The organism is Bartonella sp. P12B (genome assembly GCF_055796185.1).
The window spans coordinates 43,126-69,622 of record NZ_JBTTDI010000006.1 but is presented as its reverse complement, the minus strand read 5'-3'; the positions used below and the strand labels follow the sequence as shown (position 1 = coordinate 69,622).

The following is a 26,497-nucleotide window of genomic DNA, read 5'->3' as shown; positions in this document are numbered from 1 at the left end:
TTCGAGATATCCTATAATGTTTGTCAAGATTATGATTCCCTTTTTCATTTTTTCTTTTTCCATTTTATGTGGAACCCTGAGTGTTGATTATGTACTCAATTCCTTTAATAATTTTGGACGCTTTAAAATTGGACAATGGAGTGCTTATCCTCAAGTGGGAACGTCTAACACTGATCCTTATACTCGCGCACGGACTGCTAAACGAGGTGATATTTCAATTGGACGTACAGAAGGTTTTATTTTCCAAATTTGGAAAGATAGCCACGGACATCCACTACACCCCCATTGCCACTACTTAATTAAAGGCTATATCCCTGAAGCACGCTTTTTCACCCTTTATACAGCGGATAGATCACTCAAACCGTATACTTCATCCAAAGAAATACCTTTCGAACTCTACACCAACAATATTACCTATGAAAATGATGGCTCATTCCGTATCACTCTCTCACCACAACCGCAAATTGGTAACTGGCTTGCAACGATTAGTCAAAAAGAATTCGGTCTTATTCTCACCTTATATGATACCTCAATTATCTCCACAACGAAATTGCAAAAACTTGCGATGCCATCGGTAGAACGAATTCAATTAGGACAAAACAACTGTGATTAGATTTACTCATGCTGCACTTCTTGCAATCATTGGCACTGTCATTGTCCATATTTGCGTTCTTTTTCTCATACCCTATTGGACACAAAATAATATATGGACAGAACTTAAAAAATCTGGAGCCCCTTATCAATTCGTTGACTTAGATGCTCAAAATCCTATTCAACAGTCTACAGATCCATTTTTTCTTCTTAAAGTTTGTAGATTTGATCTTGAAAATGGCCCTGTCCATTTAAAGGCTTCAAAAACAACACAATTTTGGTCACTAGCAACCTACACATATGACGGGCTTATTTTCTATAGCCTTAATGACCAAACAGCTCCTGATGCTGCACTCGATCTCATCATTGGAAAACCAATACAAATTATAGAGCTCAAACAATCAAAACCTAAAAACAATATCAATTCAGTTTTGGTCGCTAAAAATATAAATAAAGGTTTTGCACTCTTACGCATTTTCGCTCCCTCTTTGCTTGCAAAAAAAGAAAACGAAGCCTTTTTTACAACTGCAACCTGTCGCAGATTGAATGAATAAAAGCGTCTTAAAATAGTTGTTTTTACTCTTCATCAATTAAATCTTATCATGAATAATTCTTATTCAAACTTAAAAAAACTGAATTTTTGTTGAAGTAAAAAATCATTCATCATGATTGCCATAACAATTGCCTCTTGGAATATAAATCGAGCACACAAAGATATAAAAAACAGTATATTAATTATAAATATGAAAGAGAAGGCAATCCTTGTTGCAGGAAATTATCTCTTAGTCGAATAGAAAAGCATCCCTTTGCTTCCCCCAATAATAAAGATAGCTAAAATTTTGTACAAATAGATTTGCATCAACCTTATAGCTTGTCCTCTGAATTTATTTTTATGTGATAAATTATTCTCATAAAATTGGATCAATACGATTATAAACTATAGGAAGAATGACTATTGCTCTTAATGAATTTGCCAAAATAATTATTGGAAATTAATGAAATATTCCACATCCTTGATCTCAAGGATAAGTGCTTTACTTTTGTTGTATGACCAGAAACTTTTAAAGATATAAAGTCTGAAAAGAGTTTTATTTAAGAGTCACAATTGAGGGGAAGAGAATTTCATGAGAAAAAAATATGTTCGGTTAATTTCAAGGGCAGCAGTGTGGTCCCCACGTTTTAGCGGGTTAGCATTTTTTATTTTGTTATTTTCAATGCTTTTACAACGTTTTTCTGTAATTCATGCCGTCGATTTCATAGTTTTAATAGTTATTTCTGCTTGCTGTATCGCTGTTTCTCTTTTTCTTGCATTCAAAGCGCTTTACAGTTTGTGGGAGTGCGGCGCTCTAGGGGGAATGAAAGCTTTAAAAGGGATTATTTATTCATTAATTTCTGGCACACCATTAGTCTTATTTTTTTGGTTTTGGTTTACTTTACCAGCTCTTCATGATGTCTCTACTGATACACGAAGACCACCAGCTTTTTTTCGCACAACACGCCCCAATGATGCTTTACCGCTTAAGAGTGTTTTAACCGAACAGACAGCCTTACAGATGTTACAATGGCCGGACATGTCAGGACGTCGTTATGATGGTTCACCTGATCGTATTCGTCAATCTGTTCTCAATGTGTTAGAAACTTATGGCTGGCCTGTTGTGGCTCAACGAGAGTTTAAAAATGAAGAACAGGAGATTTATATTGAAACAATAGCGAAAACTTTTTACCTTGGCTTTATTTCAGACATTGTCATCCGTTTAACTGATGAAGGGGATACAACTTTTGTTGATATGCGCTCCGCTTCTCGTTATTTGCCAAGAGATTTGGGAACAAATGCTGCTTTTATTATTGAGTTTATGGATGCACTTGATACAGAAGTCGCTTCCCTTCCCCTTTCTCAAAATGATGAGTAGAGACTTAACTGTAGATATTCCCTTTAATAAACAGCTTATTTCTCAATGAATTTCAATATGAACGAAAGTTAACAGATCAGTTCTAAATTCTCAACACTTAATCTATATTGAAGAGTTCTTGATTACTCGAATAGCAATTTACAGATCTCTGTCGTTGTGAGTTGAATGACTTTATTTCATTTTTCTCTCTGTGCTTTTAAAAAATAAATGTCTCAAAATAATAAAAAAATAACAAGATACAAATTTAATAATCTCTAAACTAACAAATATAGCTATAATTATTTACAATAATTAAAAAATTTTATCTATTTACGAATGATTTAAGATATATATATAAATATACCGCAATAAAATATAATATAAAAAGGAAAATTATTTCAAATAATTCTAACTTTATACTTTTAAAAGTTTTATATTTAAATACATAAGAAAAAATTAAAAACAAACATAATAATTGTTAAAATAAATGCGATCTTAATAATATTTAAAATATCTATCATAATAGATATATTATATACATTATAAAATTATTTAAATTTTACAAACATAATTAATATAAAAAACTAATATTTAAACAGAACATAAATAAAACAAAACGCTAAAAATAACAAAAAGAACCACCCAAATGTCTTAATCGCTTCCTTTATACTATTTTTCCAACTGTCACCACCGTATCTATAAATTAATTAAAATATAAACATTGAAAATAAAATATCAAAAACATTATTATACAAAGATAATAAAACTCATTTTTTATATAAATAACGTATAAAAATAAAAACTGTTATAGAAAGTAATATAACAAATATAATGAAAAAAAATGTTTTTAAAAAAATTTTTTTCACAATTTCTTTATTACTATAACCTTTAAATTTATACTGTAAAAACATGGCATAGAAAAATATAAAGAAAGCACATGTAGAAGATAATAATTCTGCAATAATACGAATAATATCACTCATAAAAAATCCAAATTAATAATGAATAATCATTGTTCATAGAAATAACGTATATAAATAAAAAGTGTCATAGAAAATAATATAACGAACAAAAATATTCTTAACAAAATTTTTTTCCAAATTTCTTTTTTAATATAACCTTTAGATTTATAATATGAAAACAATGTATAGAAAAATATAAATAAAGCACATATAGAAAATAATAATTCTACAATAATACGAATAAGATCATTCATAAAAAAATCCAAATTAAATATATAATTTTGTAAAATTATGCACCTAAATCTTCCTGTCAAGTTTGTAGACACATAATTATGCCTACAAGCTTGTTCATTTTAGAAATATCTGCTGATTTTTAATTAGCGATAACATCCATAGGCTGTATTTCCTATACCTGTGGCAAATCCTACTGTAGAGCCAACTCTTCCTCCTAATGATAGACCTTCCAAAGCGCCTATTGGTCCTCCAACTGACCACCCCATAAGTCCACCAACTACCACTCCCATATCATGTCCCCTATGTCCCATTGAAAATCCTGCAGAGAGATAATCTCCAACAGTACACCCAGGTCGTGATCCACTACTTGAAAAATTCATTGATGAAATATTTGACCAAGTATTAGAAACATAAGACCTACCATTAGAAAAAATAGAACCAAACATAATAAGTCCTCTTTTAATTATTAAAATGACGTATCATTATGATACAGAAAATTTGTTACCATGCATCGCAAATTAGTGTCAAACATAATTTGAACAAAATTTAAATTTTTCTTTTACAAAAAAATAAATACATTATGTGTATATTGTTATAAACAAACTATATTTTTAAATTAAGAATAATTTTGATTTACAATAATGTTTAAATATGAGACATGATACAAAGTTTTCTCTTAACAAAATAATAAAATTAAATGAGCAATTCATCCGAAAAACTAGTATCCTTCTCTTGGTTTACTAAAACTACCAAGAAATATATTCATTATGTTATTGAACTCAGTCTTGTGGCTATTGTTTTGCGCTTACTTGGCTTGGTCAATCCTTTTATTTTCCAAGCGATTATCGACCGTATCTTACCCTTTCAGCGTGTAGAAAGCCTTTATATTATCGTTGTCATTATGATTGCTATCATGCTGTTTAGCACAGCTCTTAGCTCCCTCTCGGGCTATTTAGGAGCTTATTTAGCCAATCGGCTGACTCTAGAATTTGCACGTCGTATTTACACCCATGTGTTAAGCCTCTCATTACCTGTCTTATCCACTTGGCAAGTAGGGGAACTGTTCACACGAATCGGAGAAGTTGATACAATTCGTGGCTTTTTAACGGGAACCATTGCGACAACCGTCCTGAATGTTCTTTTTGCCATTATTTATATTGCTGCACTCTTTTCCATTAGTCCGAAACTTACCTTTATTGTCCTTATTATTTTACCCTTGCAAATGGGCTCTTTAGCGTTGGTCGGTCCCTTCTTGCGCCGCCAATTACGCCGTACTTTCACTTTGCAAGCTGCTCATAAATCGCGTCTTATTGAAAGTTTTACTAACCTTGAAGCCATAAAAGCGCATGTAAAAGAGCCAGCTCATACAAGACGCATGCAAGAAACTTTAACTCGTAGTTTGGATCAAAGCCTTACAACCAGTAAATTACATCTTTTAAATGGGGCCATGAGTCATATTTTTGGCGATCTTTTCACTATCTTTATTATCTTCTTTGGTGCTCAAGCTGTTCTTCAAAACCAAATCACGTTAGGGCAACTTATTGCTTTTCATCTCCTTGCCGGTAATGTTTCTGGTCCTATCTTAAGTCTTGCCTCTTTATGGGAAGAATGGCAGCACTTAAAAATCTCTCGCCTTCGTTTGGGCGATATTCTTAATACCCCATCAGAATGGGAAGAAGAAAAACCTTCTCTTCAGCTTACCACAACGCCCCTTCTTGAAGCCAACGACCTTTGTTTTTCTTACGGAGAGAAACCAATTATCAACCACCTTAATATCTGTTTACAAGTTGGACAACCGATTATGTTGCTTGGTCCTTCAGGATGTGGAAAAACAACCTTGGCTAAGCTCCTTTGTGGTCTCTATCCCCCAACAAGTGGAAAAATATTCATTAACAATCAACCTTTACAGAATTTTGATATCCGTAGCGTGCGTGAAACAATCGCTTATTTTCCGCAAAATCCTTGCCTTTTTTCCGGAACCATTCTTGAAAATATGCTTCTTGCTAAACCAGATGCCACAAAAGATGAAATCGACGCTGCATTGTATGCTAGCGCTTGTCAAGATTTGATTGCTCAGTTACCACAAGGACTAGAAACACAAGTGGGAGAGCAAGGTGGATTTTTATCAGGTGGTCAACGCCAACGCTTGGCTTTAGCTTGTTTTTTTCTCATAAACCCAAGCCTTCTTATTTTGGATGAGCCAACCTCCGCATTGGATGATACTGTCAGTGCACAGATTGTTGAGCATTTATATCAGCTTTCGCAAGAGCACATCGTTCTCGTTATTACCCACAAACGTGATCTTTTTCCTCAGCACGCAACTGTCTTACACTTTTCTGATCTGGAGGCGAAAAATGGCGGATAAAACACCTCGTTTACGCCCTTTGTCCCCAACGCTTCATATGGTGGTTGCCGTTTTAGTCACCTTATTCCTCTTTATTGTAATTGGTAGCTTTGTTACAAAAACAGAAATCGTTGCACGGGGGCAAGGAACGGTCATTCCCAGCGCCTATGTTCAGCTAGTGCAAGCACAAAATACAGGCCGTATTGAGAAAATTCTAGTAAAAGAAGGACAATTTGTTCATCAAGGGGATCTCCTTATCCAATTGGATCCGCGCGAAGCTCTTAATGAGCGCGCACGCGTTCAAGCCGAGATTGCACAGCAAATCCTTCAAGCACAAATCGCAACTGCTATTTTAACAGCTTTGCGTGAAAGTGATCCTTTAGATAAAGATTTTCTGACCAAAGGGCTTGCCTATCTACAAGTTGTCCCCTCTTCTGGAAACAAGACTGCAAAAATGGAAGGGGAAAAACTCATTAGCGCTACCCTTCAATCTCTACAAGATAAATTAAGAGCACTAAAAGCACAAGAAAACCGCATCGAGCGCAGCGGTGCAACACAACATGCACAATTAGATAGATTAGAGGATGACCGTCAATTAACTCAAGAAAAACTAAAAGCTGCAAAAAGCCTGATGGAAACAAAAGTTATCAGCCAAGCAATGTATTTAGAACGTTTACACGATTTCAAAAATGTGGAACATGAAATTTTAACCAATCAAAAGCGCCTAGAAGAAAACACCGCTGAAATAGAGACCCTCCGCCAACAACGACAAAGCCTCATTTCCGATGAAATCGCCCGCTATCGCCAACTTTCTCGTGAAACAGAATTGAATCTTCAAGGGTTAAAAGCAAAACTTGATAGCACTCAATATCGCCTTGACCACTTATCACTCTATGCACCCGTTGATGGGCGCATTGATGATTTAAGTATCCACACTTTGGGCGGCTTTATCGAAGCTGGAAAAACTCTCATGCGTATTGTCCCTGTCACAGGCGGACTCATTGTTGAAGCCTTTTTTGATAACCGAGATATTGGCTTTTTGGAAAAAGACCAACGTGCTTATGTAAAGTTTTCCGCCTTTCCTCCTGAACGTTTCGGTGTTATTTACGGTACCGTTGTTAATGTAGGCGCTACAGCGCGCTATGATAAAGAAATTAATGGAGCTTATGCAGTTTTAATCAAAATTGACCAAGATCATCTCAATTTGAATGGTAAACAGCTTAAATTTATCCCCGGTATGACCGTGACAGCTGATGTCATTACAGCAAAACGGCGTTTAATTTCCTACTTCTTTGAGCCTATCACTAAAATTTTAGAACAATCTCTACAGGAAAGATAATGTGTGTAAATGAAAATCCTTCACCATCGATCATAGACCCTCTTACAGCTTTAGGAGCTATGGTGGTTTTAATGCTTCAATCCCCCTTACACCGCCGCTGGCGGATTTGGGATATCGAATTTAATATAGGATCAGCCTTACGCACTGGGCAATACAGGCTCTATAAAAATGAGGGTGGAGAATTTTGCGCCTTTGTCACTTGGGCTTTTTTAGATGAGAAAAATCATCACTCTATGCTTGAAAAAGGAGAGCTTTTGCCTCATGCTAATTGGCAAGGGGGAGAATATATGTGGTTTATTGATTATGTAGCTCCATATGGTAATGCTGCTCGTATCGTACGCGATATGCAACGGCATGTGTTCCCTCATCAAAAATATTGTTACGCTATCCGACGTAATGAAGACGGTGGAATACGCAAAATTACCCGCTGGTGTTGCCATAGAGAACAAAATCCATCACTGTAGATTTCATATTCCGCATTGATAGAATCACTCATCCCCTCTCTCTCATACGCTTCTTATGAATGAGAACTTCCAAAAATCAATTTTTGGGAAAGTATTTGTCTCTATTAAATGCTAGTGCCCCTAGTTTAAGCTACCCACCAGTAATATTTTTAACATACTCAAATAAGAGAGAAATGGTTATAGATAATTATAAATTAGCCATCCCCCCACAAGCTCATTAAAGCTTTGTCCTTAAATTTTCTCTTTAAAATTGATTTGATTAAATATTGGCTGGGGTACCTGGATTCGAACCAGGGAATGCCGGTACCAAAAACCGGTGCCTTACCGCTTGGCTATACCCCAAAAAATACGATCACACTCGCTTTCGCACCTTATAGCGATTCCTATGACTGTACGCAATCTGAAAATCAAAGCTCTCACTTTTTTATCATAAAGTTTTGAAATTTTATTAATATTAATGCAAAACTTGTAATAGAAACTCATACTTTCCTCCCCTCTTAACACAAGGAACAGCTCTTTATCCATCAATTGTTTTGTATTTTATTCATTTACTTTATAGGAGCATAGAATACGAGTTTTGTGCTTTGCTGATGCATTTTCCAAGTTATCATAATATACATTTTCTTGATACATTCCAATCTAAACTGTGAAAATGAGATAGAAGCATAGACAGACTCTCTGTGCTAATGATTTTTTCTCAACCGCATTTTTGATTTTTTTATTCCGTCCAAAATAACCCATATTCTTCCACTAACAGTTAAAAACGACAACGCACAACGAGCATAATTGGTTTATCATAAAAAAGATCAGTTTTTATCACTATTTATAAAAGACTGCTCCTAGTCTTACCTTGCAAAAGTTGGAGATATTTTGAGTGATTAAGTGCGTAGATCCTAAAAAATACCTTATAGAATCATCAAAATTAATGACCATCAACAAATATTCGACATTTGCTTTTAGATGAAGTAAATGGCAAATTGGATTTGTGAAGTAAGCTTAACAATTAAAATCGAGGAGATTTTCAAATGGCTTTTGAATTGGCCCCGTTGCCTTATGATTATGATGCCCTTTCGCCTTATATGTCACGCGAAACACTTGAATATCATCATGATAAGCATCACCTCGCTTATCTTACCAATACCAATAATTTTGTAAAAGATTTAGGGTTAGAAAATGAAAGCCTTGAAGATATTGTTAAAAAAAGTTTTGGAAACAATGTTGGGCTGTTTAATAATGCGGCGCAATATTACAATCATAACCATTTTTGGCATTGGATGAAAAAAGGTGGTGGTGGTCAAAAACTCCCTGAAAAACTAGCAAAAGCTGTTGAAAGTGATCTAGGTGGCTATGATAAATTCCGCGCTAATTTTATTGCTGCTGCCGGTTCCCAATTTGGTTCTGGATGGGCATGGGTTGCTGTTAAAGATGGAAAGCTTGAAATTATAAAAACGCTTAATGGTGAAAATCCTTTAGTTCATGATGCTCAACCTATTCTTGGCGTCGATGTGTGGGAACATTCCTATTATATTGATTACCGCAATGCGCGCCCGAAATATCTTGAAGCTTTCGTAGATCATTTAATTAATTGGGATTATGTGTTGAAACTTTATGAAGATTGTGGATTGTAAGCTGTCTGAATGGTTTTTCGCTTTTTACTAAAGTCCCCATAATCAATTAGATTATGGGGACTTTCGAAAAGATATAGATATTTTAAATTAACAGCAATTTTTTCCTACTATTTTCAGAATATATGCGTAGATATATGCAATCTCTTCTAGCTTCGAAAAACGTCCAGCTGCGCCTGCATGACCTGAGTCCATATTAGTGCGCAATAAAATTACATTATCATCTGTTTTTAAGTCTCGTAATTTTGCCACCCATTTTGCAGGCTCCCAATAAGTTACACGAGGATCTGTTAATCCTGCCATCACAAGCATAGGAGGATATTTTTGAGCTTTAACATTATCGTAGGGTGAATAGGACATGATAAGCTTATAATCTTCTTCTGATTCAAGAGGATTTCCCCATTCTGGCCATTCTGGAGGTGTTAATGGAAGTGAAGCATCTAACATAGTATTTAAAACATCAACAAAAGGCACATTCGCAACGATTCCAGCAAAATCCTGCGGAGCTATATTGGCAATGGCTCCCATCAGCATCCCTCCCGCTGAGCCACCTTGAGCAATAAGGCGATCATGAGAAGTAAATTTATTTTCTACAAGGTAGCGCTCACAAGCAATAAAATCTTTAAAGGTATTGTATTTAAAGAGATGTTTTCCTTTCTCATACCACTCAACTCCTTTTTCTTTTCCTCCACGAATATGAGCAATTGCATAAATAAAACCCCTATTAACCAAAGAAAGCACAGTGCTATTAAAACTGGCTGGAATGGAGATTCCATAGGCACCATAACCATAAAGCAAACAGGGTGCACGACCATTAAGAACAGTAGTTTTATGATAAAAAAGTGAAATAGGAATTTTCTCACCATCATCTGCTATTGCAGTAATACGTCGCGTTACATACTCATCCTTATTATGCCCAGAAGGAATTATTTGCGTTTTTAAAAGCATTCGTTTGCGACTTTTCATCTCATAATCAAACACTTGATCTGGTGTTGTCATAGACGAATAGGAAAAACGAATAGTTTGACTGTTATATTCTGCAGCACCTTGTAGACCTAAAGAATAAGTTTCTTCGGTAAAATCAATGGAATGAATTTGTTTAGTGATACGCTCCATTATTTTTATACGTGGAAGCCCCTCAAAACGTTCGATCCAGATAAGAAAATCTTGATAAGCATCATGGGATAATATGAGGCATCCCAACTGATGTGATACAAGTTCAGACCAGTTTTCTGATTGTGGAGATGCATACGGCGCTACCATAATTTTGAAATCTTTTGCATTATCCAGATTGGTCAGAATATAAAAAACATCACCGCCTTCTGTTAGTGAATATTCAATACCTTTTTGTCGCTTCCGTACACATTGGGGAAGGGTGAGCGGCGCTTCAGCAGGGATCAACCAAATCTCTGACGTTTCATGATCATGAACATTAATATAAATAACATCATTAAGTTTAGAACCACTGACATGTAAGAAAAATCCTGGATTATCTTCACGAAAAATAAGCTTATCTTGCGATTGATCAGTGTTTAATCGGTGATAATAAAGCTCTGAAGGTCTGTGGTTTTCATTCATTTTAATATAGAAAAAACCTTCCGATTTAGCATCCCACACAATTTGTCCCGATGTATTAGTAATTGTGTCCATACAGTCAGACAATGTTTCCAAATTACGAATTTTAGCTGTATAGAATTCTGATCCTTTATCATCATAGGTCCATACTACATGTTTATGATCAGGAGATTCTTGAACTGAACCAAAATTGAAATATTCTTTCCCTTCAGCTAAAACATCACCATTAAGATAAATGTTTTTTTCTCCCCCATCTCTGGATGTACGAAAATAATGTGGTTGTTGACCTCCAGTAACATAAGAAAATCCATAAGCAAAAGGACCACGTTTTATAGGAACAGAACTATCATTCTCTTGAATACGGTTCTTCATTTCAGTAAAAAGCAAATCTTGTAATGACTTTGTATCAGCCATCTGCAAAGCCTGATAAGTATTTTCTTTTTCAAGATACTGTCGTATATTTTCATCAAGACAATTCGGATTTTTAAAAACATCTTGCCAATTAGAGGCACGTAGCCAATGATAGGGATCATCACGACAAATACCATGATATGTTTCTTTATGAATGATTTTTGATGCTTTTGGGGGTATTGTGGAAGAGTTGTTCATACACGATCCTATATAAAAAAACTAAGAGTTTCGTTTATATGTTAGAATCGTATCATTTATGCAAGTGCATAAAGCTGTAAGTTCCACTCAGTTATAAAATACAACTGCGATAGATTGCACAATTATACCATGTACTTCTGTTTATAGCATATCATAGGGATCGTCCTCTATGAGGATAATGCACTTTTTATAAAAGTGACAGACTAGAAAAATAAGGTTATTTTGTAGCAGAACTAATTTTTATTGGAAATAATATAAATTTATTTTCAATATATAAAATTAAATTTACTTTTATACAATATATTTATGTTTTATTATATAAAATATATTTTTATTTGCAATATTAATTTATATTTTTAATATTGTAATGTAAAAATCGTGAGATTTTTAGTATATTATATTGTTATGTTTATACTATTTTTGAAATAATTAAATTAATGATATATTTTATTTATAAAATATTATTTAAAAACTATATTTTAAGAGACCAATCATTCAGTTTTTCTTATTGTATATTATGACTAAAAGTAGGTTTTTATTTGATTTTTTTGTGTTTTAGCAATTTTATAGAATAATTGAATTGACAAAAAAGATTTTTGTACAATATGAAGCCTATGTGCATGGATCTCATATCATGAATATATGTGCTGTATCTCGATAAATTACTCGATTTTAAATAAAGGAAACAAGAATGGAACATCGTCCAGTCTTAGAGACTGAAAGCAATTTAGTTATTACATTGGTTGCTGATATTGTTGCTGCCTACGTAAGTAATAATTCTATCCGACCGACTGAAGTGCCAAGTTTGATTGCTGATGTTCATGCCGCTTTTTGTAAAGCGGGGGGGATAGAATTAGCAGAAGTAGAAGTTGAAAAGCAGAGGCCAGCTGTTAACCCAAAACGCTCAATCTTTCCAGATTATCTTATCTGCCTTGAAGATGGAAAGAAATTTAAATCTTTAAAGCGCCACCTTATGACTCATTATGGAATGTTGCCAGAAGAATATCGTGAAAAGTGGCAATTGGATAGCTCTTATCCTATGGTAGCACCTAATTACGCAAAAGCACGCTCCGCTTTAGCAAAGGAAATGGGACTTGGGCGCAAAAGCAAACGGAAAAAAAACAAGTAATAGCATCTAAAAGACTAGTTGCCTTTAAAGCCTTTAGATGTGTGTTTTACAAGATGTTAGTTTGATAGATGACTTTCTTTACGGATTCGTTCAATCATTGATTTAAGACCATTCGATCGTTGTGGTGTGAGGTTTTCTTTTAATCCGAGTGTTTGAAAGAGTCCCTCGGCGTCAGCATTGCGAATTTCAGAAGCTTTTTTGCCTGAATAGAAGGCAAGAAGAATGTAAATTAGCCCACGCACAATATGGGCATCAGAATCACCTTGAAATGTTAATATTGGGTTGTCTGAATTATTACGTGAAGATAACAGCCAGACTTGGCTAACACATCCGGGCACTTTGTGTGCATCATTTCGAGCATTTTCTGGAAAAGGTGGTAATTCGCGGCCTAATTCAATCACATAGCGATAACGATCTTCCCAATTGTCTAGGAGAGAAAAATTTTCTATAATATTTTCAATCGTTTCTGCCATAATTTCAGTCCTATTTTACATTGACGATCATATTACATATACTTTCTTGACAGATAAATAATCATGCTTCTTAGCATAACACCGATCGTGAGCGCTAAAGATTTTTTATTGCAAGATAACGTTCTCAGCTTCATATGCTTCTGTTTTTATGTGGATTCTTATGTCCCTTTTTTGGGTATAATATTTGGAGGAGGATCTTCTATACGTTTATCATTTAAGAGGCGTCCAAAATATTCGTAAGCTGCCCTTGCGCCATAATACGCACGTTCTCCAAGTGAGCTTAAAAAGGACTTTCCTACTTTGCAGGCTTCTATATTACGGTCACAGAATTTTCCTAAATCATTTAAAGCTTCCTTAAAAGCAATAATCACATCACTCGTTCTTGTCTCATTATCTCTTTGGGTAGGAGAATGATAATTGCTCGGCTTTTCTACGAAAAACGAAATAATGACAAAAATGAAAAACAAAAATAATAATAATTTGATCAAAAAACGTATCATAAGCAACCAACGCACCGCAATTGTAGATAAAACAAAATCAGTATTTTATATTCCTCTTTATAAAACGATTCTTTTATCAAATTTACAGCATTAACTGCGTCATAATAAGATATGAAGTAGCTGTACAAAAACGGGATGTATTAACTTTTCATTAAAAAATTAACATAAAAACTGCGTAGTAAAAATAAGAGCGTTAAAATATGCTAATTGGCCCTCTTCATCACATATAATGAAACTAGATGTAATTGCGACAAAAAACTATACCTAATAACCATGAAAATGCATAAAAATTACAATACTTCATATTGCAATTTTCTTTTTTATAAAAAGACACTCTATCAGGTTGTAAAGATTAAACAGCTAACCTGTTTTTGCAGATATTTTAAATCTCATCCGTTGATATTTATCAAATATTAGGAAAATAAATTTATATGAGAATATAATGCTATCCACCAGCATTGGGTAAAAATATAAACCTATGTAAATGTAAAACATTTGAAAAATGTCACATAATGCTATCAGCGATACAATGGGATAAGTAGATGTGGTTCAATTTTGATTTCAAAGACTACAAAATATCTGCGCAAAAAATAAGGAAGTGACATAAAACTTTCAATTTAGATGATGATATGTGACGATGCCTCTTACGAATGTAAATAGTATCGTAGAGTTGAAGGATTTTTTATATAGTCAAAAATGCTGTATAATATGAGATTTTAAAATTTGGATGAGAGCTATTATTGATTTATCAGCTTATACATTCATAAAAAAAGCTTATTTATTAATAATTTAAAAGAAAGAGCAATGACGTAGATAAGTCTTCCTCTTAGTGAAAATGAAAATAACTTATAATCATTCTATTAGAAATAAACAAATAAAATAATGGCAAAACAACGAAAACAACACAGAACAAAAAAATTAAAACAGCGTAAATACTATAGTAGTATCGTTATAACATTTTTTCTTGTAATTAGTTATTTTCTTTTTTGGATAGCAAAAAAACTTTGTTTTTATACAAGAAAAAATACTTTATTTTTTGTTGGATTAATTCTTTTTACTATTAGTTTTGGATTTGTTTCATTTAATGCTTTATTTTCACAAATGATAATACACCAAGATATTTTTACTAAAATGAAGTTCCCATTTGCTCCATATATAGAGCAAAATTCTACTTTATCCAAGAAAGAAGCAAAACTTCACGCTGTTTCTCGAGACCCTTCTGTATCTTTTCAAAGCTCTCTACACAAAAATTTATCTTCACCTGCTTTGTCAGAAAACACACTAAAAATGCAGAAGAAGCTGGCAAAGCTAGGATTTTATGATGGCCCTTTAGATGGAATAGAGGGACCTAAAATGCGTCGTGCCATAGCACTTTGGAAACAACAAACTGCTCACGAAATGCAAAATAATCTGTTACCCAATACAGCAACAGATGAAATTGCGCTATTAATTAAACGTAATGAAATAGAAATAGCACATGAAACAACAAAACCAAAAGATATGCCGCACTTAAAAGAAACTGTTTCAGAGCCTCTTGTTGCAGATATTATACAAGTGCAAAAAGCTTTACGTATTTTTGGTAATCACGAAGTTATTGTCACTGGTATAGAAGATCAAAAGACAATAGAATCCTTAAAACAGTTTCAAAAAATGTTTGATCTTCCGATAACAGGTAAAACTGATCACACAGTTTTAATGAAAATGCGAGAAGTTGGTTTGTTGAACTGAAAGAAGCGTCGATTTTATAGAGTAAAAATTGAAACCATGGCAGTAATGTATTCTATACTGCTTTATTTTTATAAATGCATAAAAAGTATAATTTTCTCTTTCACCCTATAACGCATAATGTATCCTAGAGGATTTTCCTTTTAGTGCATAAAATAGAAAGCACGTGCAATTTATTCTACGCACCGTAATCAAAATATTGATTTAAAATGATCATTCATCGTTTTTGCCACTTTAAAAAGAACTATCAAGAATAAGATTCTGTCGTTTCAACTTTTTTCATCATGAATCACGATGAACTCATTTTCTTATCTATTACAAGAGACATTCGCAGAGGAATGAAATATTTGTAATAAATAAGGAAGCACATCCGCTATGAGCTAGCTAAATACAAGAAAACTACTATTGAATAAAAAACTCAAAATCTTTTTATATTTTTTTTACAAGAGCTGATTGTGCTGCTGCTAAACGCGCAATTGGCACCCGAAAAGGAGAACATGAAACATAATCCAAACCATTTTCTTCACATAAAGTAATAGACGCAGGATCACCTCCGTGTTCACCACAAATTCCCAGTTTAATTTTTTCACGTCGAGAACGACCTCGCTGTGCAGCAATAGAAATAAGCTCCCCTACCCCATCACGATCAATCGATACGAAAGGATCTTGTTCTAAAAGTCCTTTTTGAAAATAGGTTTCTAAAAAGGGAGCAGCATCATCACGTGAAATTCCAAAAGTAGTTTGTGTCAAATCGTTTGTTCCAAATGAAAAAAATTCAGCTGTTTCAGCTATTTCATCTGCTCGAAGAGCCGCTCTTGGAAGCTCAATCATCGTCCCAACCATGTACTGAATATTTCTTCCCTTTTCCGTCATCACTTCACTAGCAACCTGATCAATACGAGCTTTTACAAAATCAAGTTCAGATTTAAGCGCAACAAGCGGTACCATGATTTCAAGCAGAACAGGAGAGCCAGTTTTTTGAGCAGCTTCTGCTGCTGCTTCAAAAATAGCTCGTGCTTGCATTTCTGCAATTTCAGGATAAGTAATAGCTAAACGGCATCCTCGTAATCCAAGCATAGGGTTAAATTCGTGCAACTGCTGCGCGCGTTCAGAAAGTACATCAGCAGATACCCCCATAGCCGTTGCAACATCAAGAATTTCTGTATCCTTTTTTGGTAAAAATTCATGTAATGGTGGATCTAGTAAGCGGATAGTAATAGGCAAACCAGACATAATTTCAAATAATTCAATAAAATCTGAGCGCTGCATTGGTAAAAGTTTATCCAATGCTTTACGACGCCCACTTTCATCATTACTTAAAATCATTTCACGCATGGCAATAATACGTTCACCAGAAAAAAACATATGTTCTGTGCGGCAAAGTCCAATACCTTCAGCTCCAAAGGAACGCCCCATACGTGCATCAGATGGTGTTTCAGCATTCGTGCGAACTCTTATACGCCGCATCTCATCAGCCCACTCCATCAATTTTGCAAAATCTCCACAAAGCTCAGGTTGCAACATAGCAACCTTCCCTTTGAAAATTTCTCCACTTCCACCGTCAATTGTAATGACATCACCCTTTTTAAAGTTTTGTCCTGAAGCAAACATTGTGTTTGTGTTATAATCAATCCGTACATTACCAGCACCTGAAATACATGGCTTTCCCATACCACGTGCAACAACCGCTGCATGACTTGTCATACCACCACGTGTCGTTAAAATCCCTTCTGCAGCGTGCATCCCATGAATATCTTCTGGGCTTGTTTCTACACGCACCAAAATAACTTTACGACCTTCTGCAGATACAGTTTCTGCCTCTTCTGAAGTAAAAACAATTTCACCCGTTGCTGCTCCTGGAGAAGCAGGTAATCCGCGTGCAATAACAAAACGCTCTGCTTTGGGATCAAGTGTTGGATGTAAAAGCTGATCAAGCGATTTTGCATCAATTCGCAATACCGCCTCTTCACGGCTTATTAATCCCTCTTCAACCATTTCAATCGCCATTTTTAAAGCCGCACGTGCCGTTCGCTTGCCTGAACGGGTCTGCAACATCCATAATTTACCTTTTTCAATGGTAAATTCGAGGTCTTGCATATCACGATAATGCTGTTCAAGCTTCTGTGCAATCTGACACAACTGCAAAAAAGCCTCCGGCATGATTTTTTCCAATGATGGTTTATTTGAACCTGCAACAATACGTGCATTTTCTGTAATATTCTGGGGAGTACGTATACCCGCAACAACATCTTCACCCTGAGCATTAACTAAAAACTCACCGTAAAGTTCTTTTTGCCCTGTTGATGGATTGCGTGTAAAAGCAACACCCGTTGCTGAATCTTCTCCCATATTGCCAAAAACCATAGCTTGCACATTAACTGCCGTTCCCCAACTTTCAGGAATATTATGTAAACGGCGATAAGTAACTGCACGTGCAGTCATCCAACTTGAAAAAACTGCCCCAATTGCTCCCCACAACTGTTGCTCAGGATCTTGTGGAAAAGGCTTTCCTAACTTCTCTTCAATATATATTTTATAAGAAAGAATAACATCTTTCCAATCAGCTGCCGTCATCTCTGTATCAACACTATAACCATTGCGTGCTTTTGACTCATCAAGAATCTCTTCAAAGTACGAATGATCTAATCCCAAAACAACATTAGAATACATTTGGATAAAACGACGATAACTGTCATAAGCAAAGCGTTCATTATTGGCTTGTAAAGCAATTGCTTGTACAGTCTTATCATTCATACCAAGATTAAGGACCGTATCCATCATTCCTGGCATAGAAGCACGAGCTCCAGAGCGAACAGAGAGTAAAAGCGGCCTTTTTTCGTTACCAAATTCACGCCCCGTTTGTTCACCAATACATTTAAGCGCTTGTTTAACAGCTTCCTGTAATCCTTTCGGATATGACCTATCATGTGCATAATAAAAATTACAAACTTCTGTCGTCAGAGTAAATCCAGGAGGTACAGGAAGACCAAGATTACTCATTTCTGCTAAATTAGCCCCTTTGCCGCCGAGAAGATTGCGCTCCCCAGCACTTCCTTCTGCATTACCATCACCAAAACTATAAATCCATTTTGTCATCATACAAATCCTCCCATCTCAGCATCAAAACATCACTTGATTGAAGCTAATTATTAAAAAGCAATGCTTCAATCCAAAATTGGCTAAACAAAAAAATATTGCTTCAGAAATGCGTAAAACTAATCCTTCCAAAAGAAAAACGGCTACAAGTATCAATACCCACTTCCTAGAAAGAAGATTAGTTTTTAAGAAAACTATCAATCACCGAAAAGAAGGATTCTACTGACATAACACCTTCATACTTATTACCATTAATGAAGAATGTCGGTGTCGCTGTAACACCAAGCTCCTGACCACGCTCAAAGGATGCATTCACTTCATCTAAAATGGACTGATTTTTAAGGCAAGCATTAAAACTTTCAGCCGTAAAGCCGGCCATTAAACCAATTTTTTTCAAGGGTGTTAAAGCATCTTTTTCCCAAACCCACTCCTGCTGTTTTTGAAATAAAACCTCTATCAAAGGAAAATAGCGATCTTCTGGTGCACATCGCGCCAGCATAAATCCCGCTGTTGCTCGAGGATCAAAAGCATAATCTCGGAAAATAAGTTTTACTTTTCCTGTTTTGATATATTTTTTACGAATTTGTGGAAGTATATCATTATAAAAATATGCACAATGAATACATGTCAATGAAGCATATTCAACAATTGTTACTGGTGCATTCTTTTCTCCTTCAAACCTATCCTTAACCTTTCCAGATTGAAGAAGTTCAGCCATATCAACAGTCGAAATTGGCTTAGTACCCCTAGCAAAAACAACAGTTGCACCGATCTGTACAACGACCGTTAAAAGAAAAATCATCCCAACAGACAAAAAAGAACGACATTTTATCATAAATAATACTTTTCTATTGTTATTGAACAAATAAGAACTTAACACCCTCTTACAGACTAAAGGAAAAGATGTAAAATAGCTTTCTATTTATTATTCTTTTCTGCAAAAATGCAACAACCAAGTTCATAAAGTGATTGGCGTAAATTTTCATCTTCAACCTCTTTAAGCATTTTTTCTATACGTTTTTTGTCTTTTTCACTCGGATTAGGCTTCATCGGTAAGTGATTCTTCAAAACAGATATACATCTTTGTTCAATCTTGATACGATCAATGGCAATATATCCAAAAAAAACATTTATTCTATGAAGCAATTCATCGGTTTCATGCATCAGTTTTAAAGCAGAAAATCCTTCACAGCTCACAACAAGTGTTGCAGGTTGGAAAACGTCATCCTGATTAGCCCGACGTTTCCAAATAATTTTAAGCGGCATTGTATGTTCACCTATACCATGACCTGCAATCTGTGGCCAATGCTCTATAAGTGCGACATTAAGGCCTGTCCGTTTACATAAAACTGGATCAAGCATTTTAGATACCGTCTCAGAAAGAGAATAAAAATGGCGCTTTTTAAATCGTTTGCTCATTTTTCTAAATCAACATTTAGTCATGTCCTAAATTACAAACATTTCTTTCATTTGAAAAACTTTTCCCCCAAATATCTCATCAAATATCAACAAAGTCCAATTCTTAGCTAACCAAAGCTTTTATAATAGGAGAAAAAGAAAAAACTGATTTGTAAAACAGATGTTTTTTTCTTTTGCATTTTATATCTCCCTGTGGTTCAAAACAATCATGCATGAAATTTCTTCACGCCTCCTTTCTTGGTATGATCAAAAACACCGACATTTACCATGGCGTATTACCCCAGAGGAACAAAGACAAGGAGTTCGCCCTGATCCTTACCAAGTTTGGCTTTCTGAAATCATGCTTCAACAAACAACTGTCGAAGCCGTGAAACCATATTTTCAAAAATTTCTGAAACTTTGGCCTAATCTCTCTTTTTTAGCGAAAGCTTCACAAGAGGATATCATGAGAGCATGGGCTGGACTTGGCTATTATTCACGTGCACGTAATCTTATAAATTGTGCTAAACAGCTTGTTGAAAACTACGGAGGACAATTTCCACAATCCGTAAAAATATTGCGAACTCTTCCCGGTATTGGAGAGTACACTGCTGCAGCTATTGCCGCAATCGCTTTTAATCACCCTGTAGCAGTTGTTGATGGCAATGTTGAACGCGTTGTAACCCGTTTATTTGCTATCGCTTCAATATTGCCAAAAGCAAAAGCCGAAATCAGAGAAAAAACACAAAAAATAACTCCTTTAAATCGCCCTGGAGATTTTGCTCAAGCGATGATGGATCTGGGAGCAACCATTTGTACGCCACGTAAACCATCTTGTTATCTCTGCCCTCTTCAAAATTTGTGTAGAGCTGCAAAGATGAAAATAATGGAGTCTTTTCCAGTCAAAGCTCCTAAAAAAGAACGCCCTTCAAAAACTGGTGTTGCTTTTGTTGTACTTAATGAAAATAAACAAATTTATTTAGAAAAACGACAGGATAAAAAACTGCTCGGTGGAATGACCCAAATCCCTAACAATATTGGAATAAACAATGAAAATGGACTCCAAAACGCTCCCTTTATCGCCAATTGGCAGTTCAAAGGACAAATTACGCATGTCTTTACCCATTTTTCCCTCAAACTTGATGTTTACTATACTAGCTGTGTTCATGAAATAAATCGTGAAAATGGCTGGTGGTGCGATATCCAGAATCTTGCTGAAGAAGCACTGCCTACTGTCATGAAAAAAGCTATTTCCGTAGCGATCCCTCATTCTTTTCGATTAAAATAACTTTTTAATTTAATCCATAACATTCTTTCATAAAACACATTGATTTATAATGATAATTCCTATCCTGAAACTTGAATAAAAACCTCAAATAGAGCGATCTTCCTTATTTCCCCCTAATCATGAACCATAAAAACATTTTCTTACAGGTCATAAACAGGAGGACATGTGAATAAAAAACATTTAAGAAACCAGTAAATATATTTTTGATAAATTACCTAAATATGAAAGTGCAACATTAGAGCTCGCGGATACAATAATGATACAGCTAGATTAGTCCTTCATAAAACACCAGTTTTTAACATCTGTGAACGTATTATCATTCTTAAGTCATCTATCGATTTCAATCGTCCATTTTCTTCATAATACCAAAAAGTCCAACCGTTACAGCTTTGTGATTGTTGAGCCTTTCGTCCCATTGCATGAATAGAACCGGCTTCACCACCATGCATAACCGTACCATCAGCCCTTACAATAGCAGATACTTGCTTCTTGCGATCATAAAGAACTTCCCCTGGATGGAGTAAACCTGCTTCAAGTAAACTATTGAATGCGACACGCGGTTCTGCTTTTTTCTTATCCAAAATTGCTAATTCTGGTTTATCTAAAGGTTTAACCGCTGCAATCCTCTCACAGGCTGCATCAATGTAGTCTTGCTCACGTTCAATACCTACAAAATCACGCCCTAAAAGTTTGGCAACAGCACCTGTCGTCCCTGAACCAAAAAACGGGTCAAGAATAACATCACCAGGCTTGCTAGAAGCCATAATAATACGGGCTAATAATGCTTGTGGCTTTTGTGTTGGGTGCAATTTACGCCCTGCCTCATCTTTTAAACGCTCGGCACCAGTACACAGAGGGAAAAGCCAATCTGAACGCATTTGTAGATCTTCATTCGCAGCTTTTAAGGCGTCATAATTAAATGTATATTTTTTATCTTTTTGATCTCGGACAGCCCAAATAAGCGTCTCATGAGCATTTTGAAAGCGGCGCCCCCGAAAATTAGGCATCGGATTATTTTTACGCCAAACGATGTCATTAAGCATCCAAAAACCTAAATCTTGCAATGTCGTACCAACTCGAAAAATATTATGGTAAGATCCTATAACCCAAATTGTCCCGTTGGGTTTCAAGACACGACGGCAAGCAAGCAGCCATGCGCGTGTGAAAGCATCATAAGCAGCAAAACTCTCAAACTGATCCCATGCATCATCAACCGCATCAACAAGCGAATAATCTGGACGATATAAAGCACCATCTAATTGTAGATTATAAGGTGGATCAGCAAAAATCATATCCACTGAATGTTTTGGAAGTTTTTCCAAGACTGCAACACAATCCCCTTTGAAAATTTTATTGCGCCATGGTACCCGTGAAAGAGTGTGAACAAAATCTTTTTGAAGCTGAATAACTGTCATGAAAAACCCAACGAAATGAACTGAATTTACCCTATAATCAATCTAAATGGTTTATAGGCCCGCATTACCAATCCATATTTACAAAATAGAGTAAATGTATCGTTAAAATCCTCATAAAAGTGATACGTATTTTTATTATTTCAGGAAAAATAAGGAAATTTTATACTGATAAATCCTTATTTTCTTCCCTTCAATGTGCTGTTCTCGTATCTTTTATTTTGTTACATGAATAAGAATCACTTTCAAATCATATTTTAATGAAATAAAATCGTCTCAATGGCATTTTTATAAAAATTTTTAAACTACGATAATATATTAAAGGAATATCTCATGCCTCAGATAGATCTCATTATTTTTGATTGTGATGGAGTTTTAGTAGACTCTGAATATCTCGCAGCAAAAATTGGATCTCAATTGCTTAAAGAAACAGGATATAACATATCACCTGAAGAATTAGGGGAACGTTATTCAGGGCTGGCCTTTCTAGATATCCTTAAACAAGTTGAACAAGAAACAGGAAAACCAGTCTCTGCTCATCTCATAAATCAAATGTCAAATCTTTTTCGAGCACAAATAAAAACTGATTTACATGCTCTTGATGGGATAAGAGAAGCAATAGAGAACATTCAAACTCTTTATCCCTACTGTATCTGTTCTAATGCAAAAAGCATAAATATCAAAGAGATGCTTACTATCGTTGATTTGTACAGTTTTTTTGATGATAAAAATAAAATATTTTCTGCTCCTGAAGTTGGAACAAAAAAAACAAAACCAGCTCCTGATGTTTTTCTTTTCGCAGCACAACAGTTACACGCTGATCCCCAAAATACTATTGTTATAGAGGATTCACTTCATGGCGTACATGCAGCATCTGCAGCGGGCATGCGCGTCATCGGCTTTACTGGAGGATCACATAGTTATCTTGGGCACTCTCATGTACTTGCAGAAGCTGGTGCTGAAACGGTTATAGCCAAACATGCTCATTTACTAGAAGTTTTAGAGGCAATGGCAGTATGGCAGGATCAATCATAAAAAGCTCTCTGGAGATCTATCAATGCGTATGCTTAATTAAGGAGCACTCTTATCAAGATACCTTGACCTGATTAAAGCGGCTCGGTATTATAAATAATACTCTTGTATCATTATTATAATCGGTGAAATCTTTATCTTTCCTCAATTTAGATTTCACTTACGCTAAAAAAATATACATTCTTCTTCGTATCATAAAAAAATACAAAATTGATAGACCTTAAGATTGAATCATACTCTTATCTTCTATAGATAAGAACAATGTAATTATAACAATTGAATATACTAATATGAAATTTAGAGCCTATCATCTATAATAATCATCACTATGGATAAAAATATAAAAATAACTATAATTTTATTTAAATAAAATATTGATAATTATGATTTTTATATCCATTTTTTATAATTTTATTATTAATAAAATTGGTATTAATCATTTATTCCTTTAATACATTGAAACAAAATTCACAAAATATCTTATATCGATTATAAGGAGTGTTTTTATTATTCACTATTGTATTATTTATCAATGCAAAATATACTCATACTCTTTATTATTCACCTAATTTATAAAGCAAAAAAAATCATAAAAAATATAGACAATTAAAAATACACAAAAAGTCTTCTTTTATCCTGATAAATTGTTCTCTTCTGTAATTATATATATTTACCACTTTTAAAATAAGACTTTTTGATAAATTATACCAATTTTAAAACATAAATATACATATATAAATTTATCAAAAACACTTTTAGAAAATAAAATATAATATATAATTCAGTTATGCATATATAGTAAAACACACAATGTAGACATTTTATTCTTGATTATTGATTCATAATGTAGTATATGGCGTGTGTACTATGTAATATGATAATATGATTTGTATTTATTTTTGTTCTATTAATAAGTATTTGCAAATAAAATTATCTTTTACATGTTAATAAAAATTAGATGATATTTTGAGGTAAAATTATGGTTAACGTATTAAAAAAACATTCATTAAGTATTTTTATAGCGACTGCTTTTTTTCTTTCACAAACTCTGAATGTTCATGCAAATTATTCGAGTAACAACACTCAAAAAGAAAGTGTTGAATGCGTAACGGAAAATGTAACATATGCAACAGTTGGTACAACTGCTTTCTCTGTTCCAACAGTAAGTTATGGAACAATAAATGGAAATGTCATTGAAGGAAAAGTGGAAAAGGTGGTGGCTGAGCCTCTTACTATAGCAGTAGGAGTTTTTGTTATTGGATATGTAGTAAGTTTTCTCGTAGGATTGGTAAAGGACATCGTATCAATATTTAAATAAACCTTTTACTAAAAAGTCAAAATAATTATATTTTGTATAAAATATAATTATAAGTAAAACTCTTATATTCTATATTTATTTATTCATCTTTTTATATTTAAAATAGAAAGTATTTGAGGCGAAATTATGAAAAAATTGTTTAAAAGTTATATATTAAATACTTTTATAGTGACTGCTTTTTTTCTTTCACAAACTCTGAATGTTCATGCAAGTCATTTGAGCAATAACGCACCCCGAGAAGATGTTTCTGTAATAGAACAAGTACAAGAGAAGGCAACTCGTCTTGCAGCTTTCTATGTTCCCAGTCTAAATTATGGAGAAACAAAAGATACTCCCGTTGAAGGAAAATTTGAGAAAGTGCTTGAGCCCATTACATTAGGAACTTTTGGTATTGCAATGTTAGCTGGATATGGAGCATCTATAGTGGGCATGTTCTTAGCGTGGGTAATAAAACAATTCCGCACTCGCTGAACGTTTATATATAAAATTTCTCAATATAGTACCTGAGTATAACCGAATTATTTGTTATTTATATTAAGTAAAATACATAATGTACCAATCTTATTTATCGGTAATACCAAAAGGTTTCTTTATTAAAATTTTAAAATATTTGAGGTGAAATTATGATTAAAGTGTTTAAAAATCATATGTTGAGTATTCTTATAGCAATTGCTTTCTCTTTTGCACAAATTCTGAATGTTCATGCAAGTCATTTGAGCAATAACGCACAACAAGAAGATATTTCTTTAATAGAGCAGGTAAAAAAGAAAACAATCAATATTGCTACTCTTTATGTTCCAATTTTAAAACATGGGGTTGAAAATGAAGACGCTATTGAAGGAGAATTTCAGAAAGTATTTGATCCCATTACAATAGGCACTTTTACTACAATAGGAGCTATGATTTTTGGTGCTTTCACTGGGTTTCTTATGGCTCTATTCAGTGGATTAATAGGAATAGGAATAGGAAAAACAAAGTAATTTCAATTATCTGTTTATTTTTTCTAAAATAAATCTTTAAATTACAACCTGCCTCAAATAATTGGGGCAGGTTTCTTTATGCTTCCCATAGATGACTTTTTTTTATTATTTATAATATAGTTTAGTATAAATATAATAACTCATTAGCGTGAAAATTGATAATTTAAACTAAATAAAGCCATTAATCCACAAGTTACACAAAAAATATTATGAAATTATTTCGTAAATCCTTCAATATAAATCATAATATGCGACTTCACAAAGTTTAATTACCACAGGCGTTGTTGAATATATAAAGTTAGGAGAAAAAATAAAAACCCGTCATTAAGTTTCTGAAATTTATGCGTTAGATGTTTTTTTGTACAATCATAATGTTCAGCAAATAATACAACTTATAAACCTCATGAAGAACAGAGTTGTTTTTTCTTTTACAAAAAAATCATTAATATTCAATATGTTATAATTAAAATATCTAAAAGTTCTAATGTTGCTGTTTCTTTTACCATTGATTTTT

General features: G+C 34.1%; 22 protein-coding genes and 1 tRNA gene. 14 read left to right on the top strand and 9 right to left on the bottom strand.

Annotation, left to right across the window (positions count from 1 at the left end):
• Window positions 1-16 precede the first annotated feature (16 nt).
• The 3 genes from AC0QT1_RS05600 (at window position 17) to AC0QT1_RS05590 (ending at window position 2,501) form a co-directional block, all read left to right on the top strand.
• Window positions 17-613, top strand: a complete 597-nt coding sequence (locus tag AC0QT1_RS05600; protein WP_473201813.1) for a DUF1214 domain-containing protein — start codon at window positions 17-19, stop codon at window positions 611-613.
• Window positions 606-1,145, top strand: a complete 540-nt coding sequence (locus AC0QT1_RS05595) for a DUF1254 domain-containing protein (RefSeq protein WP_473201812.1) — start codon at window positions 606-608, stop codon at window positions 1,143-1,145. Before AC0QT1_RS05600 ends, AC0QT1_RS05595 begins: the two co-directional genes overlap by 8 nt.
• Before the next feature lie 570 nt (window positions 1,146-1,715).
• Complete coding sequence (locus tag AC0QT1_RS05590; RefSeq protein WP_473201811.1) at window positions 1,716-2,501, top strand: DUF1499 domain-containing protein; 786 nt, start codon at window positions 1,716-1,718, stop codon at window positions 2,499-2,501.
• A gap of 1,318 nt (window positions 2,502-3,819) precedes the next feature.
• On the opposite strand, the gene AC0QT1_RS05585 is transcribed toward AC0QT1_RS05590, so the two are convergent.
• Complete coding sequence (locus tag AC0QT1_RS05585) at window positions 3,820-4,122, bottom strand: hypothetical protein (protein ID WP_473200593.1); 303 nt, start codon at window positions 4,120-4,122, stop codon at window positions 3,820-3,822.
• A 341-nt stretch (window positions 4,123-4,463) separates the two neighbouring features.
• Between AC0QT1_RS05585 and AC0QT1_RS05580 the strand changes: the two genes are divergently transcribed.
• Genes AC0QT1_RS05580 through AC0QT1_RS05570 form a run of 3 tightly spaced genes read left to right on the top strand, consistent with a single transcriptional unit; the run spans window position 4,464 to window position 7,823 of the window.
• Window positions 4,464-6,041 carry a peptidase domain-containing ABC transporter gene (locus AC0QT1_RS05580; protein WP_473200592.1) on the top strand — a complete coding sequence of 526 codons (1,578 nt, stop codon included), beginning with the start codon at window positions 4,464-4,466 and terminating at the stop codon, window positions 6,039-6,041.
• A complete protein-coding gene (locus tag AC0QT1_RS05575) occupies window positions 6,031-7,359 on the top strand; it encodes an HlyD family type I secretion periplasmic adaptor subunit (protein ID WP_473201810.1) in 1,329 nt (442 codons plus the stop codon). The genes AC0QT1_RS05580 and AC0QT1_RS05575 overlap by 11 nt, the downstream gene beginning before the upstream one ends.
• The gene (locus tag AC0QT1_RS05570; protein WP_473200590.1) at window positions 7,359-7,823 is read left to right on the top strand and encodes a toxin-activating lysine-acyltransferase; all 465 of its coding nucleotides are present in this window, start codon (window positions 7,359-7,361) and stop codon (window positions 7,821-7,823) included. Before AC0QT1_RS05575 ends, AC0QT1_RS05570 begins: the two co-directional genes overlap by 1 nt.
• A 267-nt stretch (window positions 7,824-8,090) precedes the next feature.
• Here the strand turns inward: AC0QT1_RS05570 and AC0QT1_RS05565 are convergent.
• A tRNA-Gln gene (locus AC0QT1_RS05565) sits at window positions 8,091-8,165 on the bottom strand.
• 683 nt (window positions 8,166-8,848) lie between these two features.
• Here AC0QT1_RS05565 and AC0QT1_RS05560 point away from each other — a divergent pair.
• Complete coding sequence (locus AC0QT1_RS05560; protein WP_473200803.1) at window positions 8,849-9,451, top strand: superoxide dismutase; 603 nt, start codon at window positions 8,849-8,851, stop codon at window positions 9,449-9,451.
• 87 nt (window positions 9,452-9,538) lie between these two features.
• On the opposite strand, the gene AC0QT1_RS05555 is transcribed toward AC0QT1_RS05560, so the two are convergent.
• Complete coding sequence (locus AC0QT1_RS05555; RefSeq protein WP_473200804.1) at window positions 9,539-11,632, bottom strand: S9 family peptidase; 2,094 nt, start codon at window positions 11,630-11,632, stop codon at window positions 9,539-9,541.
• A gap of 691 nt (window positions 11,633-12,323) precedes the next feature.
• Here AC0QT1_RS05555 and AC0QT1_RS05550 point away from each other — a divergent pair.
• Window positions 12,324-12,761, top strand: a complete 438-nt coding sequence (locus AC0QT1_RS05550; RefSeq protein ID WP_473200805.1) for a Ros/MucR family transcriptional regulator — start codon at window positions 12,324-12,326, stop codon at window positions 12,759-12,761.
• Window positions 12,762-12,817: 56 nt separating this feature from the next.
• Here the strand turns inward: AC0QT1_RS05550 and AC0QT1_RS05545 are convergent, their stop codons facing one another.
• Window positions 12,818-13,234, bottom strand: a complete 417-nt coding sequence (locus AC0QT1_RS05545) for a SufE family protein (protein WP_473200806.1) — start codon at window positions 13,232-13,234, stop codon at window positions 12,818-12,820.
• Between the two features lie 158 nt (window positions 13,235-13,392).
• Window positions 13,393-13,734, bottom strand: a complete 342-nt coding sequence (locus AC0QT1_RS05540) for a DUF5330 domain-containing protein (protein ID WP_473200807.1) — start codon at window positions 13,732-13,734, stop codon at window positions 13,393-13,395.
• 882 nt (window positions 13,735-14,616) lie between these two features.
• Between AC0QT1_RS05540 and AC0QT1_RS05535 the strand changes: the two genes are divergently transcribed.
• Complete coding sequence (locus AC0QT1_RS05535) at window positions 14,617-15,462, top strand: peptidoglycan-binding domain-containing protein (protein ID WP_473201809.1); 846 nt, start codon at window positions 14,617-14,619, stop codon at window positions 15,460-15,462.
• A 426-nt stretch (window positions 15,463-15,888) separates the two neighbouring features.
• Here the strand turns inward: AC0QT1_RS05535 and ppdK are convergent, their stop codons facing one another.
• The 3 genes from ppdK to AC0QT1_RS05520 all read right to left on the bottom strand — a co-directional run bounded on the left by ppdK (window position 15,889) and on the right by AC0QT1_RS05520 (window position 19,974).
• Window positions 15,889-18,555: a pyruvate, phosphate dikinase gene (ppdK, locus tag AC0QT1_RS05530; RefSeq protein WP_473201837.1), complete on the bottom strand. Its 2,667-nt coding sequence runs from the start codon at window positions 18,553-18,555 to the stop codon at window positions 15,889-15,891.
• 178 nt (window positions 18,556-18,733) lie between these two features.
• A complete protein-coding gene (locus AC0QT1_RS05525) occupies window positions 18,734-19,390 on the bottom strand; it encodes a DsbA family protein (RefSeq protein WP_473201808.1) in 657 nt (218 codons plus the stop codon).
• A gap of 83 nt (window positions 19,391-19,473) precedes the next feature.
• Window positions 19,474-19,974 (bottom strand): DUF721 domain-containing protein, encoded by a 501-nt coding sequence (locus AC0QT1_RS05520; protein ID WP_473201807.1) that lies wholly within the window; start codon window positions 19,972-19,974, stop codon window positions 19,474-19,476.
• Window positions 19,975-20,134: 160 nt separating this feature from the next.
• Between AC0QT1_RS05520 and mutY the strand changes: the two genes are divergently transcribed.
• Window positions 20,135-21,241, top strand: a complete 1,107-nt coding sequence (mutY, locus tag AC0QT1_RS05515) for an A/G-specific adenine glycosylase (protein ID WP_473201806.1) — start codon at window positions 20,135-20,137, stop codon at window positions 21,239-21,241.
• Between the two features lie 278 nt (window positions 21,242-21,519).
• Here mutY and AC0QT1_RS05510 read toward each other — a convergent pair whose 3' ends face one another.
• Entirely contained in the window at window positions 21,520-22,656 is a 1,137-nt protein-coding gene (locus tag AC0QT1_RS05510; protein ID WP_473200812.1) for a DNA methyltransferase, read from the bottom strand.
• Window positions 22,657-22,986: 330 nt separating this feature from the next.
• Between AC0QT1_RS05510 and AC0QT1_RS05505 the strand changes: the two genes are divergently transcribed.
• From AC0QT1_RS05505 to AC0QT1_RS05490, 4 genes are all read left to right on the top strand, one after another.
• A complete protein-coding gene (locus tag AC0QT1_RS05505; RefSeq protein ID WP_473200813.1) occupies window positions 22,987-23,688 on the top strand; it encodes an HAD family hydrolase in 702 nt (233 codons plus the stop codon).
• A 976-nt stretch (window positions 23,689-24,664) separates the two neighbouring features.
• Window positions 24,665-25,003: a hypothetical protein gene (locus tag AC0QT1_RS05500; RefSeq protein WP_473200814.1), complete on the top strand. Its 339-nt coding sequence runs from the start codon at window positions 24,665-24,667 to the stop codon at window positions 25,001-25,003.
• 126 nt (window positions 25,004-25,129) lie between these two features.
• Window positions 25,130-25,474: a hypothetical protein gene (locus tag AC0QT1_RS05495; protein ID WP_473200815.1), complete on the top strand. Its 345-nt coding sequence runs from the start codon at window positions 25,130-25,132 to the stop codon at window positions 25,472-25,474.
• Between the two features lie 152 nt (window positions 25,475-25,626).
• Entirely contained in the window at window positions 25,627-25,983 is a 357-nt protein-coding gene (locus AC0QT1_RS05490) for a hypothetical protein (protein ID WP_473200816.1), read from the top strand.
• The last annotated feature ends 514 nt before the right edge of the window (window positions 25,984-26,497 follow it).

Excerpts from the sequence above, each read along its gene's own strand:
- mutY (WP_473201806.1), top strand. The coding sequence starts at position 20,135 with ATGTTTTTTTCTTTTGCATTTTATATCTCCCTGTGGTTCAAAACAATC.
- AC0QT1_RS05575 (WP_473201810.1), top strand. The coding sequence starts at position 6,031 with ATGGCGGATAAAACACCTCGTTTACGCCCTTTGTCCCCAACGCTTCAT.
- AC0QT1_RS05560 (WP_473200803.1), top strand. The coding sequence starts at position 8,849 with ATGGCTTTTGAATTGGCCCCGTTGCCTTATGATTATGATGCCCTTTCG.
- AC0QT1_RS05495 (WP_473200815.1), top strand. The coding sequence starts at position 25,130 with ATGAAAAAATTGTTTAAAAGTTATATATTAAATACTTTTATAGTGACT.
- AC0QT1_RS05550 (WP_473200805.1), top strand. The coding sequence starts at position 12,324 with ATGGAACATCGTCCAGTCTTAGAGACTGAAAGCAATTTAGTTATTACA.
- AC0QT1_RS05540 (WP_473200807.1), bottom strand. The coding sequence starts at position 13,734 with ATGATACGTTTTTTGATCAAATTATTATTATTTTTGTTTTTCATTTTT.
- AC0QT1_RS05545 (WP_473200806.1), bottom strand. The coding sequence starts at position 13,234 with ATGGCAGAAACGATTGAAAATATTATAGAAAATTTTTCTCTCCTAGAC.
- AC0QT1_RS05510 (WP_473200812.1), bottom strand. The coding sequence starts at position 22,656 with ATGACAGTTATTCAGCTTCAAAAAGATTTTGTTCACACTCTTTCACGG.
- AC0QT1_RS05520 (WP_473201807.1), bottom strand. The coding sequence starts at position 19,974 with ATGAGCAAACGATTTAAAAAGCGCCATTTTTATTCTCTTTCTGAGACG.
- AC0QT1_RS05535 (WP_473201809.1), top strand. The coding sequence starts at position 14,617 with ATGGCAAAACAACGAAAACAACACAGAACAAAAAAATTAAAACAGCGT.
- ppdK (WP_473201837.1), bottom strand. The coding sequence starts at position 18,555 with ATGACAAAATGGATTTATAGTTTTGGTGATGGTAATGCAGAAGGAAGT.
- AC0QT1_RS05555 (WP_473200804.1), bottom strand. The coding sequence starts at position 11,632 with ATGAACAACTCTTCCACAATACCCCCAAAAGCATCAAAAATCATTCAT.
- AC0QT1_RS05585 (WP_473200593.1), bottom strand. The coding sequence starts at position 4,122 with ATGTTTGGTTCTATTTTTTCTAATGGTAGGTCTTATGTTTCTAATACT.
- AC0QT1_RS05590 (WP_473201811.1), top strand. The coding sequence starts at position 1,716 with ATGAGAAAAAAATATGTTCGGTTAATTTCAAGGGCAGCAGTGTGGTCC.
- AC0QT1_RS05525 (WP_473201808.1), bottom strand. The coding sequence starts at position 19,390 with ATGATAAAATGTCGTTCTTTTTTGTCTGTTGGGATGATTTTTCTTTTA.
- AC0QT1_RS05570 (WP_473200590.1), top strand. The coding sequence starts at position 7,359 with ATGTGTGTAAATGAAAATCCTTCACCATCGATCATAGACCCTCTTACA.
- AC0QT1_RS05600 (WP_473201813.1), top strand. The coding sequence starts at position 17 with ATGTTTGTCAAGATTATGATTCCCTTTTTCATTTTTTCTTTTTCCATT.
- AC0QT1_RS05500 (WP_473200814.1), top strand. The coding sequence starts at position 24,665 with ATGGTTAACGTATTAAAAAAACATTCATTAAGTATTTTTATAGCGACT.
- AC0QT1_RS05505 (WP_473200813.1), top strand. The coding sequence starts at position 22,987 with ATGCCTCAGATAGATCTCATTATTTTTGATTGTGATGGAGTTTTAGTA.
- AC0QT1_RS05490 (WP_473200816.1), top strand. The coding sequence starts at position 25,627 with ATGATTAAAGTGTTTAAAAATCATATGTTGAGTATTCTTATAGCAATT.